We start from the raw sequence: 13,241 nt of genomic DNA, 5'->3' as shown, positions 1-13,241 counted from the left end.
AGGTTGGCTCTTTTTTTGTCGATATTATAGGACCGAACATATATTCCATGACAAGGAGTTGTCCGCCATTATTGGTACATTAATAGAAGACCCAAAAAAAGAAAGAGGTGGAAATATGCAAGCAAGTATTCAGCCCATATTTACTTGGAGCCAGGATCGGATTTTAGCAGGAGGTGCGAAGAATATTATCCTGCTCGTGGAGTGGAAGGGAGTGTCACAAGGAGAGGAATTCCGCAAGAAAAGCCGAAAGGTTGTAGCCCGGGAGATTGAACTGCGCGTATGGCTGGAAAGCCACGTAACGGTGACCGGATGCTACGGGTGTACAGCAGAAGAAGGAGAAGGACGTTCCCTGCTGCTGAAGCTGGGCAAAATCCATTCCGGGCAACGCAGGTTTATTGCATTGGAATTTACGATGTCAGGCATGCCTGCAGGCATACATGAGGCGCTTTGGCTGCAGTGGCAATACAGACAGCCCACGGTAGAACGTATACGTGAGCTGCCGCTCAAGAAGCTGGGAATGGAATATTCACGTCATACGGATGTACTGGGCGCTCAGTGTTGTTTTCATGTAGAGAAGCATGTAGAACTGCTCAAAATGGAGGGATTATTAGCAGAAAGGGAAGTGGCCAGAGCCCAAAATCAGCAGCAGGTCTCCACGGAGAAGCTGCGGCGTCAGGCGGATAAATTGCTGCTGCTCGCTGCACGTTCCGGCGATATGCAGCTTGTGAAGGAAGCGGAAGCGCTCTATAAGCAGCTTGAGGCGGAGATGACTCTCCTGGGAAAGGTTGTAACGAGATAAATGTAAGGAATGCAGCAGGGATATAATAGGCAGTGATCATACATAAAGGTTAAAATTTGAATCCAATTCGCAGAAATAGATAACGAATCGTGTAATATATAAATGTGGTAATATAGTAAAATAGTTCTATTATATTTTCTTATCTCGGTTATTACATCCTTGGTTATAGATATATATAACTAGTTTATTTAAAAATAATGGGTCTATTTTACCATGAATCAAGGAGAACTGAAAATGACAGACCGATTAATCCGGCTGATGCGCATTATTACGCTAGTTCAAGCCAAACCGGGAATTCTGGCCCGTGAGCTGGCGGAACGATGCGGCAACAGTGAGAGAACGATTTACCGGGATATGGATGCGCTCAGTGCCATGCATATCCCCATTACCCATATGGGACACGGTAAGGGATATGCTTTTATCGGTAATTTTGCACTGTACCCTTTGGATTGGTCAGAAGAAGAAGCAGCCGCATTTTCACACTTGCGCAGTATTATGACGGATATCAAACCTTTATTGCCCCCGGATTTCGAAGACGCCTATGAGAAAGTGATGGCCGCAGAATATAAGCAAAAGGCAGAAAGGGAAGAAACGATGGAGAGCGCGAAGAAGGAAGCGGGTCAGCATTGGATGGAGAGAAGCGGATCTCATGGAGATCAGCCATTCTATCTGACCGGCATTCTGGATGCCGTGATGAAGCAGCGCAGTATACAGGCGGACTACAGTGAGAATGCATATGAAGAAAAAGGTATCAAAATTGATCCCTACTGCCTGGTCCCGTTGGAGAATCGTTTTCATTTGATTGGGTTTTGTCATCGCTTCGGGATCATCCGCACCTTTCATATTAACGGGTTTTCCAGTGTGAAGCCGCTGGACAGCTGGTTCTCCAAGGATAAATTTGATTTACAGGCTTTTATGGAGCAGAAGTGGTCTCTGGACCAGGATAGTCTGCAGGTAGAATTCAAAGTCAAGTTCTCGGAACGGATGATGGAGCGGCTTAAGCATGAGGAGATGTTTGTAAAGCCCAGCAGAGTAGACCGCCAGAACCGCTGTCTGCATTTTAAGGTTGCGGTAGAGCAGGATATTGGTTTTGTTCACTGGATTATGAGATACGAGGAAGAAGCTGAGATTATGGAGCCGGTCTACTACCGGGAAGTTCTCAGAAATCAGCTCGAGAAATGGCTGTCGCTATACAAATAGCGCAGTTTTTCTTTTTATATATAGATATTTCCACAGGTTAGGTATGTAATTATTCTTACAAAAACACTCGTGTTAGTTATATGTGCAAATTTTCCTTGTCTAGTCGGGGTATATATAGTAAGTTATACATTAAATAACAACAATGTGTATTTAAATAGATTATTGTAACGTCTTATGTCAGGTATTCGTTAATATATCTAACTTTTTAAATATATTTCCTATCCTGTCATTTGACCTTTGTTCAATTTTTAAATAGAAGAGAGGTAAAGATTTGATCCAGCCCATTCTAAAAATTGAAAATTTACACACCCACTTTTTTACCGACCGCGGTGAAGTTCCTGCAGTTGACGGTGTTGATTTGTACATTAATCCGGGTGAGGTTCTGGGTGTGGTCGGCGAATCAGGCTGTGGTAAAAGCGTAACCTCCCTGTCCATTCTGAAGCTGGTTCCGGATCCCCCGGGGGAAATCGTGGGCGGACGCATCCTGCTGAAGGGCCGTGATCTTGTCCCGCTCAAAGAGAAAGAGATGCGTAAGATCCGCGGTGACTCGGTCTCGATGATTTTTCAGGAACCGATGACTTCGCTCAATCCGCTGTTCACAGTCGGACAGCAAATTATAGAAACCGTACGCCTACACCGCGGCCTCTCCAAGAAGGAGGCCCGGGAGCACGCTGTAGAGATGCTCCGCAAGGTTGGCATTCCCCGGCCGGAGGCCATTATTGATGAATATCCGCATCAGCTGTCGGGAGGCATGCGCCAGCGTGTAATGATCGCCATGTCCATCTCCTGCAGTCCGGAGCTGCTGATTGCCGATGAGCCGACGACTGCGCTTGATGTAACGATTCAGGCACAGATTCTGGATCTGATCCGCCGGCTTAACGAAGAACAGGGTACCGCAGTTATGCTGATTACCCATGATCTTGGTGTTGTAGCGGAGATGTGCCACCGTGTTGCGGTTATGTATGCCGGCAAGGTAGTGGAGGAAGGCAGCGTACGTGATATTTTCAAGAATCCGCTGCATCCGTATACCCGGGGGCTGATCGAATCGGTACCGCGGATGGATGAAACCAGAGAACGACTGTATTCAATTCCGGGCAATGTGCCGATTCTCAGCAAAGAAATGCAGGGCTGCCGGTTCGCGCCGCGCTGCCTTGATGTCATGGATATCTGCCGTCAGAGTCTTCCGAAGCTTACGCTCCAGGAGGAACAGCACAGCTGCAGATGCTGGCTGCATGAAAGTCAACAGGAGGATGCGGTATGAGTGAGAGCCTGCTAGAGGTCAAGGGCCTTAAGAAGTATTATCCGATCAACAAAGGGTTCTTCAATCGCGCGCAGGGTTATGTCAAGGCTGTGGACGATATCTCCTTCTCGGTAAGCAAAGGTGAGACCTTTGGCCTGGTTGGAGAGAGCGGCTGCGGTAAATCCACAACCGGCCGTGCCTTGCTTCGGCTGATTGAGCCCACGGCGGGAGAGGTTTGGTTCGAAGGTCAGGATATCACGAAGCTATCTATAGAGGAGATGCGCAAGCGGCGCCGGGAGATGCAGATTGTTTTCCAGGACCCGTTCTCATCCTTAGATCCGCGCAATACCGTACAGCGTATTCTTGAAGAGCCGATGATCGTGCACGGAGTAGGCGATGCCAAGCAGCGCCGGGCTGAAGTAGAACGGCTTGCGGATGTAGTCGGGCTGGCTAAAGCGCATTTGCAGCGTTACCCGCATCAGTTCTCCGGCGGACAACGCCAGCGGATCGGGATTGCCAGAGCACTGGCGCTCCAGCCGAAGCTGATTATCGCCGATGAGCCTGTATCTGCACTGGATGTATCGATCCAGTCACAGGTCATTAACCTGATGCAGGATTTACAGAAGGAATTCGGATTGACCTATATCTTCATCGCCCATGATCTCAGCGTGGTGAAGCATATCTGCGACCGTGTTGCCGTCATGTATCTGGGACGGATTGTTGAAGTCACTGATAAGCATAAGCTCTATGCCGATCCGCAGCATCCCTATACGCAGGCACTGCTGTCCGCAGTTCCTGAGCCCGATCCCGATATCCGCAAGGAACGGATCATTCTGCAGGGTGAGGTGCCGAGTCCGGCGAATGCGCCGGTCGGATGTGCTTTTAATACACGTTGTCCCAGAGTGATGGAGGTATGCCGTAATGTCAGACCGCCGCTGCAGGAGACGGGTTCAGGACATTTGACCGCGTGCCATCTGTATGATGAGGAAGTCCGTTCCCGGCTGGCCTAATGAAAGAAGGAAGAATTCAATACCGCTCTCTATGCATTGGCCCTGATATATGGCAGCGCTTTGGCGCAGCTCCATATAAACGCTTTAATACTTTTAATGAGAGAAGGGAGTTTTCTAGAGATGAAGAAGTGGAGTAGTCTTGCACTGGCAGTAACGCTGGGGGCGGTATTAACATTAAGCGGCTGCGGGGGTAACAATAACAATGCAAGCACAGAAGCGACTGCAGGCACGAATGCAGCGGCGACTACCGCACCGGAGAGCTCACCTGAAACATCGGCTAACACTCAGGATACGCTGATTCTTGGGCGCGGCGGCGATTCTGCATCGCTGGATCCGGCCATTGTCACAGACGGCGAATCCCTGAAGATTGCCCACCAGGTATTCGATTCCCTGCTGGAATACAAGCCCGGTACCTCTGAAGTACAGGCTTCCCTTGCGGACAGCTGGGAGGTATCTGCTGACGGTCTGACGTATACCTTCAAGCTGCACCCGGGCGTGAAGTTCCATGACGGAACGGATTTCAACGCTGAAGCAGTAGTCTTCAACTTCACACGCTGGAGTGATCCGGCAAGTGAGTTCAAGTTCGAAGGCGATTCCTTTGACTACTATGACTCGATGTTCGGTCCTGACGGCAGCCGTGTAATCAAAGAGGTTAAGGCTGTAGACGCCACTACGGTAGAGTTCACACTCAACCAGCCGCAGGCACCGTTCCTGCAGAATATCGCTATGACCTCCTTCGGGATTGCCAGCCCGGCTGCCATCCAGGAGAAGAAGGAGAACTTCAAGAACGAGCCGGTAGGCACAGGACCTTTCGTGTTCACGGAGTGGAAGCATAATGATTCCATTACACTGGACAAGAACCCGAACTACTGGAAAGAAGGCCTTCCTAAGCTGAACAAAGTGATCGTCCGCTCCATTCCGGACAACTCGGCACGCTTCAATGCCCTGCAGAACGGCGAGATCGATCTGATGGAGGATTTAAGCCCGGATGATCTGTCCACGCTTGAAGGCAATACTGAACTGCAGAAGATTGAGCGCCCGCCGTTCAATGTAGCGTACCTCGGCTTCAACTTTAAGAAGAAACCTTTTGATAATGTGAAAGTAAGACAGGCGCTGAACTATGCGGTGAACAAACAGGCAATCATTGATGCATTCTTCTCAGGCCAGGCTACTGCCGCTGTTAACCCGATGCCGCCTTCACTGTGGGGCTACAACGATGCTGTGCAGGATTATGAATATGATCTGGACAAAGCGAAAGCGCTGCTTGCAGAAGCTGGCTACCCAGACGGTCTGCCGGATACAGTAACCCTGTACGCTATGCCGGTATCCCGGCCTTACATGCCTGACGGCAAGAAGGTTGCGGAAGCCATTCAGGCGGACTGGGAGAAAATCGGCGTGAAGACGGTTATTGAATCCCCGGAATGGGCGACTTATCTGGATGACACCAAAGCCGGAGAGAAAGATGATATCTACATGCTCGGCTGGACCGGCGATAATGGTGACCCGGATAACTTCCTGTATACGCTGCTCGACAAGGATGCTATCCCCGGCAACAACCGTACCTTCTATGTGAATGAAGATCTGCACACGATCCTGATCAATGCCCAGAAGGAAACGGATCAGACGAAACGCTCCGACCTGTACAAACAGGCTCAGGAAATCATCAAAGCGGATGCACCGTGGATTCCGCTTGTGCACACTACACCGCTGCTGGCTGCGAAGGCCAATCTGAAAGGATTCGTTCCAGGCCCTACAGGTACGGAATATTACAGCGAAATTTACTTCGAATAGTATGCTCCATAAGCATTTCCTTGCCGCCGCATGCCGGGCGGCAAGTTATGCTTAAGGACCACTGGAAGGTGAGCCAACTTGAACTCCTACCTATTAAAACGTGTCATGGTTTTATTCCCTGTGCTGATCGGAATGACGATTATCGTCTTCTCCATTATTCATGCCATTCCGGGTGATCCGGCCGAAACCATTCTGGGCCAAAAGGCAACCGAGCAGTCCAAACAGGCGCTGCGCGAGCAGCTTGGTCTCGACAAACCTTGGCTGCAGCAATACTTCAATTATATGGGAGATTTGGTGCAGGGCGATCTGGGAACCTCGATCCGGACTAAGACACCGATTGCCAAAGAGATTATGCCTTATCTGGCGGCAACGCTGGAGCTTACGGCAGCGAGTATGCTGTTCGCTACCTTTGTAGGAGTGAACGCCGGTATTCTAAGTGCCTGGCGGCAGAATTCCTGGTTTGATTATACGGCGATGATTATAGCGCTCATTGGCGTGTCCATGCCGATCTTCTGGCTGGGGCTGATGGAGCAGATGTTATTCGCGCTGAAGCTGCACTGGCTGCCCTCTATAGGCAGGATGGATCAACGGAATCCCGTGGAGAGTATAACCAATCTGTATGTGATCGACACGATACTGGCAGGAGACTGGCGCCAGCTGTGGACGGTCATCAAGCATCTGATCCTGCCAAGCATAGCACTGGGCACCATTCCGATGGCAATTATTGCCCGGATGACCCGTTCGAGTATGCTGGAGGTCATGAACTCCGACTACATCCGTACGGCAAAGGCCAAAGGATTGTCGCAATTCCTTGTCGTATATAAGCATGCACTTAAGAATGCGCTGATTCCCGTGCTGACCGTAGTAGGTCTGCAGACAGGTGCGCTTCTCGGCGGTGCGGTGCTGACAGAGACAATCTTTGCCTGGCCGGGCGTGGGAAGATATATATTTGAGGCGATCAGCTCACGCGACTATCCGGTCATCCAGACCGGCATTCTGATCATTGCTTTTATCTTCGTGTTCATTAATCTGCTGGTGGATCTGCTGTATGCCGTCATTGATCCGCGCATCAACTACAAGTGAGGGGTGAACCTATGGGACAGGCATCAATTCAAGTAACGCCCCCGGCTGTACCTGCTGACAAGGTTTCCGGGCCTTGGCGGGATGCGTGGAAGGCTTTCCGCAAGAATAAGACAGCGATGGCCGGCCTTGGCATCATCGTATTTTTTGTGCTGATTGCCCTGCTGGCACCCTTCATCGCCCCTTACGGCTTCAAGGAGCAGGAGCTGGTTAACCGGCTCAAGGCGCCGTCCGCTGACCACTGGTTCGGTACAGATGATCTGGGCAGAGATATGTTCACCCGTATTCTATACGGTGCCCGGATCTCTCTCTGGGTGGGCTTCTTCTCGGTTATCGGCTCCATTGTTGTCGGTACGTTTCTGGGGATTCTTGCGGGATTCTACGGCAAATGGATTGATATGCTGATCTCCCGCATGTTCGATATTCTGCTGGCCTTCCCGAGTATTCTGCTGGCCATTGCCATCGTAGCCATTCTGGGGCCTTCGCTGCAGAATGCGCTGTATGCGATTGCCATAGTTAATATCCCTACCTATGGCCGGCTGGTAAGGGCCAAGGTACTCTCTCTGAAATCGGAGGAGTACATTACGGCAGCCCGGGCGATCGGAATGACGAATAACCGCATTCTGCTGACCCATATTCTGCCGAACAGCTTAACGCCGATTATCGTGCAAGGGACACTTGGCATCGCCACCGCGATTATTGAGGCAGCTGCACTTGGCTTCCTGGGACTCGGCGCACAGCCGCCCGATCCGGAATGGGGCAAGATGCTCTCGGATTCACGGCAGTTCATCCAGAAGGCACCCTGGACGGTTATTTTCCCGGGGCTGTCCATTATGCTGACCGTGCTTGGCTTCAATCTGGTAGGGGACGGCCTGCGCGACGTGCTTGACCCGCGGATGAAGAATTAACTTCTGTTCACTGATAGCCCTGCAGGCCTTTGGCTTGTAAGGGCTATTTTTTCTGAGTAGCTATACTTACAGCTGGAATTATCACTTGTTCATATCAATAATAACTAAATATAATCAAACATAATCAAAACGTATAGTAAAACCAAAAAAGATGTGCTAGAATAGCACCAAAATATATAAGATACATACATGGGAGGAATGGAAATGTTCAAGAAGTTGGGGTTAGTGTTAGTAGCGGGATTGGTAGCGGCGGGATTGTCTGCTGCACCTGCTGAACAGGCACAGGCAGCTAAGAAAACTGAAATTATTATATCTGCGGCAGCCAGCCTGCAGGACAGTCTCGACAAGATTGCCGTGACTTACGAGAAGCAGCATCCCGGTATTGATCTTGTTTTTAACTACGGTGCTTCCGGTACGCTGCAAAAGCAGATTGAACAAGGCGCTCCGGCTGATCTGTTCTTCTCTGCAGGAGACAAACAGATGACTGCCCTGGTAGATGGCGGGCTCATTAGTGATAATACGGAACTGCTGAAGAATCAGCTGGTTCTCGTGGTGCCTTCTGATTCGAAGACTTCCATTACTACAATCACCCAGCTTACCGATAAAGCCTTCAAGAAGGTGGCTGTCGGCCAGCCGGAATCGGTGCCGGCCGGGCAATATGCGCAGCAGTCATTGACGGCTAAGAAGGTATGGGATACGCTGCAGAGCAAGCTGGTCTTTGCCAAGGATGTCCGTCAGGTATTGTCTTATGTGGAAACAGGCAATGCAGATGCCGGCTTCGTCTACAAGACAGACGCGCTTACGTCGAACAAAGTGAAGATTGCCCTGACAGTGGGCGGACATGTGCACAAGGCCATTAATTATCCGGTAGGCATTGTTAAGGAGTCCTCGCATCAGGCGGAGGCCAAGGCATTCTACGATTATGTACAGACAACAGCGGCGGACGCGGTATTTACAAGCTACGGCTTTCAATTAGCACAATAATAACTACTATATAAATGGGGTGAGAAGAGATGGAGATCAATTGGACCGATTTTTTCGCCCCGGTCTGGCTTTCGGTCAAGATTTCAGTGATTACCAGCATTATAGTGTTCTTACTGGCTACGCTCGCAGCCAAGAAGATGGCAGGGCGGAGGTTCTTCGGACACAGCCTGGTTGAAACGGTCCTGCTGCTTCCGCTGGTTCTGCCGCCGACGGTTGTCGGCTTCGTCCTGCTGGTGATCCTCGGCCGGCGTAGCTGGATCGGCAGGCTGTATGAACAGTTCACCGAGCATACCATTCTGTTTACCTGGGGCGCGGCGGTCATTGCCGCAGTAGTGGTCGCTTTCCCCTTGGTATACAGGACGGTCAAGGCGGGCTTCGAAGGGGTGGAGAAGGATCTTGAGGATGCCGCGCGGGCGCAGGGAGCCAGCGAGCTTCAGGTCCTGCGCTATGTAACCCTTCCGCTGGCCAGCCGTTCACTGGCCGCAGGTTATGTGCTCGGGTTTGCCAGGGGGCTGGGCGAATTCGGCGCTACGATTATGGTAGCGGGGAACATTCCCGGGCGCACCCAGACGGTGCCGACCGCAATCTATGTAGCGGTTGACGGAGGCAATATGACGCTGGCCTGGATGTGGGTATGCTCGATTATTGTCATCTCGGCCCTTATGCTGATGTTTGTTAACCGCCGTTCCTGACGGAGTGTAAGCTGAATTACCCCCGGTATCACCAGAAATTCTGGAGATATCGGGGGTTTTTCATTGGGGCATTCCCATGCCCATTCTGCGGTAATCGGAAGGGGATACGCCGGCCTCTTTCTTGAAGATCCGGTTAAAGGACCGGTAATTCTCAAAACCGATAGATTCAGAAATTTCAAATGTCTTATGATCCGTGGTAAGCAGCAGCAGCTTTGCCTTTTCAATCCGCAGACGGGACAGGTATTGAATGAAGCTTTCGCCTACTGCTTTTTTGAACATGGAGCTGAAATAAGGCACACTGTAATTAATCGAAGCTGCCAGCTCCTCCAGCTTATAGGGATAGCTGAGGTCTTCACGCATGTGCTGAATGATTCTTGTAATCGAAGCATCGATCTTCCGGCCGCCCTCCTGAAGCTGCTGAAGCTTGCGGAAATAATCGCAGGTCGCCTCGTGTACGGAGTTGAAGGTCTGGCACAGCTCCATTTTTTTACGCAGGTCCGCTTCGAGATCCGCACCGCCCTCTGCTCCAATAACGTTATGGCTCATATCCAGGAAGACTCTCAAATATAAGGATTTGATCTGCTCCGGGTCCCAGGATTGCTCCATAGCCTGGCGGTATAAGGAGAGGCGCTCCTGCTCCAGTGCAGCTGTGTTCAAATGCGGCTCCAGCAGTGCTTTCTTGAGTACCTTGCTCCAGAATCGGCTAAGGGGCTCCGGAATCCGCTGGAAACGGGCGATTTGTTCCCAATCCTCAATAGCGATGCTCTCGCCAAAGCGGTAAAAGAAAGGATAGGGGGCAGAAGCCAGCCGTTTCAGTGCCTCAGGCCGGGCCTTCAGTCCCTGGCCGAAGCTGCACTGCAGGGCAATGCAGCTCATTTTGAGATTGGCGGCAAAGGAATCCAGCACCTGTTCCGGGAAATTGGGGCGCATAGCCTTTGACGTATCGGTGTATATGGCGAGAAAACGTCCCTTGTCGAGCGCGATCACTTTATGCGGGCCTATGCCGGCCAGCAGCTCCTTAAGTACGTTGACTCCGGCGAATTGCCACAGCTTCAGCTCTTCAAGCTGATCGATCGGGAAGCGAAGGGAATTCCTGTCCAGCTCCAGCAGCAATACCTTGAAGCTTTGTTCGTGAAGCGGGAGCTGGGAGTCCTCCAGACTGCGCAGCCACTTGGCTTCGGCCGCTGGACTCAGCAGCATATCCAGAAAGAGGCTCTGCTCAATCTCCACCTCACTGAGCCGGACCTGCTGTTCCAGCTGGAGATGCTTTTCCCGGGTTTCATCAAGTGAGTTCACCTGGGAGGCCAGCTCCTCCATCGTCCGGGTCAACAGGCCGGGATCAGAAAGACAGTCATCTTTAATGAGATAGGCTGCCGCCTTCAGATGAATGGCCTGCTGGGCATAATGGAAATCCTGGTGGCAGGTAAGGATGATGATCTGCGGCGGACGTTCTCCGCTTTTCTCAATTTCGCTTAGCATCTCAAGCCCATTCATGCCCGGCATGGTGATATCGGTTACGACAAGCTCCGGCTTGTGCTTCAGGAACAATTCAAGTCCGTCCCGGCCGTCTTCGGCTTCGCCAACCAGCGTGAATAAATCGGCACGCTCTTCAATGAAATGACGGAATACCGTTCTTGCCGGAATTTCGTCCTCCACGAGTACAACTCTATAGGGATTCATGAGGCTCCTCCTTTACAAGAACATTCTCAGACGGCAGCATAATACGGATCGTCAGCCCTTCACCCGGGGCACTGGAGAGCAGAATTTGCGCATCCCCTCCGAACAGCAGTTTCATCCGCAGCCATACATTCTGCAGCCCGATGTTCTCCGTGGACTCTTCATGGAGCAGATGGAGCTGCAGCTTCTTCAGTTCGGCTTCCGCAAGGCCAATCCCGTCGTCAGTAATCTCAAGGATGATATAGTTCTTGCCGGTATCGGTGAAGACCCGTATACCGATATGCCCTTCCGGCGTTTTACGCGGAAGAATCCCATGGAACACAGAATTTTCGATCAGCGGCTGGAGGCTCAGCTTCGGAATCTGCATACTCTGCAGCGGCTCCTCGATGCTGGACTCCAGCCGGATTTGACATTTATACCGCATATTGAGCAGGCCCACATAATCCGCCAAGTAATCAAGCTCCTGCCGAAGCTGCACGGTCTGCTCGAAATTCTCCATAGAGTACCGCAGCAGCGCGACCAGCCGGCCCATCAGCGAATTGATCTTCTCATAATCCTTCATCATGGCGAACATCCGGATGGTGTTTAAGGTATTGTACATGAAATGGGGATTAATCTGCGATTGCAACGCTCTAATCTCCAGTTTGCGCTTCAAATCCTCCGAATCATGCAAATCTGCCAGCAGATCCTGAATGCGGACAGCCATCGTATTGAGCATCCGGCCCAGATCCCCGATTTCATTATTGGCAAAATGAGTGACCCGGGCCTCGAAATGCCCTTTCTTAAGCGCATCGACCTGCCGCTTCACGGCTTGCAGCGGCCGGTATAACTGATATCCGAACCCGACAACGCATAGTGCCCCCAGCACCGCAAGAATGACCAGGAAATAAGTTACGGTCCGCCGGATAATGTCTGCGCTGGCGGTAAGCTCCTTGGACGGAATTTCCGAGACCACGATCCAGTTGTCGTAGGTTGAGGTCTGTTTGACTGAGACAATGGAAGAGCCTGCCGCGAATTGATCGGGGCGGTTCAGCTCTTTCCAGTGCTTGAGAATACCCTGTACACGCCGGGTATCCTCGGCTTTCTCAAGCTTGCTGGTTGTAGCGATCGTCAGCCCGTCTTCGGTCAACAGCGAAATGGAGCCTTCGCTGCCGAGCTGAATATTCTCGATCTGCCGCTGGTATTGGTTATTGCTCATGGAGATCAGCAGTACTCCCTTCAAGTCCTCATACAAATCGAAGGGAACCCGTGAGATATAATAGGTGGAAGAGTCCAGAATCGCAAGTTCCGGCAGAGAGTGCTTATCCAGAAAAATATTAGGTTTCCCCGAGGCCAAATACGTTTCAATCAGCGGCCGGTAAGGGGAATCCGCAAGGGCAGCCGGGGCCTCCGTAGAAGAGAGCACTTCTCCTGTAATAGCTGAATAGACCTGCAGTCCTTCAACATTCCCGATAATCGCCGAGGCGCTGCTGAGCACGGAGATCAGATCCTTTTTGCGGACAACCTCTTCAAAATATTGGGCCGACGGTGAAACCAGCGCGCCCTGAATCGACGAAATACGTGAGTATTGCTCGCTTAATTCCCTCAGCCGGGTCATGGTTAATTCAATCCGGTCTACGACCTGATTGACCAGCTGGGCATTCAGACGGTTCACCTGTTTCTCTACGGTAGTGGTGGATACGCTTACAGAGATAATAGACAATACAATCAGCGGAATCACGGAGATGGCGAACATGACGAGAATCATCTTGATGTAGAAGCTCCGCCGCAAAAAGCTGAAAAATGGTGAACTCATAGGAACCCCTTCCGTTAACCGGTTTTAGACGCTGGATGCTGGATAGGCTATCCTATAAAGATTAT

The 13,241-nt window shown here is 51.1% G+C and carries 11 protein-coding genes; 9 read left to right on the top strand and 2 right to left on the bottom strand.

From position 1 onward, the window contains the following. The first annotated feature begins 115 nt into the window (after nucleotides 1-115). The 9 genes from GC101_RS31495 to modB all read left to right on the top strand — a co-directional run bounded on the left by GC101_RS31495 (nucleotide 116) and on the right by modB (nucleotide 9,704). Nucleotides 116-799 (top strand): hypothetical protein, encoded by a 684-nt coding sequence (locus GC101_RS31495; RefSeq protein WP_171720520.1) that lies wholly within the window; start codon nucleotides 116-118, stop codon nucleotides 797-799. Nucleotides 800-1,033: 234 nt separating this feature from the next. Further along, nucleotides 1,034-1,999, top strand: coding sequence for a helix-turn-helix transcriptional regulator (locus tag GC101_RS31490; protein ID WP_039302247.1), 966 nt, complete (start codon nucleotides 1,034-1,036; stop codon nucleotides 1,997-1,999). A gap of 271 nt (nucleotides 2,000-2,270) precedes the next feature. Continuing rightward, nucleotides 2,271-3,260 (top strand): ABC transporter ATP-binding protein, encoded by a 990-nt coding sequence (locus GC101_RS31485; protein WP_216626834.1) that lies wholly within the window; start codon nucleotides 2,271-2,273, stop codon nucleotides 3,258-3,260. Continuing rightward, entirely contained in the window at nucleotides 3,257-4,249 is a 993-nt protein-coding gene (locus GC101_RS31480; RefSeq protein WP_171720519.1) for an ABC transporter ATP-binding protein, read from the top strand. The genes GC101_RS31485 and GC101_RS31480 overlap by 4 nt, the downstream gene beginning before the upstream one ends. A 120-nt stretch (nucleotides 4,250-4,369) precedes the next feature. Next, nucleotides 4,370-6,040, top strand: a complete 1,671-nt coding sequence (locus GC101_RS31475) for an ABC transporter substrate-binding protein (protein ID WP_171720518.1) — start codon at nucleotides 4,370-4,372, stop codon at nucleotides 6,038-6,040. Between the two features lie 78 nt (nucleotides 6,041-6,118). Then, nucleotides 6,119-7,123, top strand: a complete 1,005-nt coding sequence (locus GC101_RS31470) for an ABC transporter permease (RefSeq protein ID WP_171720517.1) — start codon at nucleotides 6,119-6,121, stop codon at nucleotides 7,121-7,123. An 11-nt stretch (nucleotides 7,124-7,134) separates the two neighbouring features. Continuing rightward, nucleotides 7,135-8,028: a nickel transporter permease gene (gene nikC / locus GC101_RS31465; RefSeq protein WP_171720516.1), complete on the top strand. Its 894-nt coding sequence runs from the start codon at nucleotides 7,135-7,137 to the stop codon at nucleotides 8,026-8,028. A gap of 204 nt (nucleotides 8,029-8,232) precedes the next feature. Next, nucleotides 8,233-9,012 (top strand): molybdate ABC transporter substrate-binding protein, encoded by a 780-nt coding sequence (gene modA / locus GC101_RS31460; RefSeq protein WP_171720515.1) that lies wholly within the window; start codon nucleotides 8,233-8,235, stop codon nucleotides 9,010-9,012. A gap of 29 nt (nucleotides 9,013-9,041) precedes the next feature. Continuing rightward, nucleotides 9,042-9,704 carry a molybdate ABC transporter permease subunit gene (gene modB, locus GC101_RS31455; RefSeq protein ID WP_042133997.1) on the top strand — a complete coding sequence of 221 codons (663 nt, stop codon included), beginning with the start codon at nucleotides 9,042-9,044 and terminating at the stop codon, nucleotides 9,702-9,704. Between the two features lie 60 nt (nucleotides 9,705-9,764). Here modB and GC101_RS31450 read toward each other — a convergent pair whose 3' ends face one another. Further along, the gene (locus tag GC101_RS31450) at nucleotides 9,765-11,384 is read right to left on the bottom strand and encodes a helix-turn-helix domain-containing protein (RefSeq protein ID WP_171720514.1); all 1,620 of its coding nucleotides are present in this window, start codon (nucleotides 11,382-11,384) and stop codon (nucleotides 9,765-9,767) included. Then, nucleotides 11,371-13,176, bottom strand: a complete 1,806-nt coding sequence (locus GC101_RS31445; RefSeq protein WP_171720513.1) for a sensor histidine kinase — start codon at nucleotides 13,174-13,176, stop codon at nucleotides 11,371-11,373. The genes GC101_RS31450 and GC101_RS31445 overlap by 14 nt, the downstream gene beginning before the upstream one ends. Nucleotides 13,177-13,241 lie beyond the last annotated feature (65 nt).

The organism is Paenibacillus phytohabitans (assembly GCF_013141775.1).
GTDB classification, from domain to species: domain Bacteria; phylum Bacillota; class Bacilli; order Paenibacillales; family Paenibacillaceae; genus Paenibacillus_AQ; species Paenibacillus_AQ phytohabitans.
This window is presented reverse-complemented; position numbering and strand designations above follow the sequence as displayed.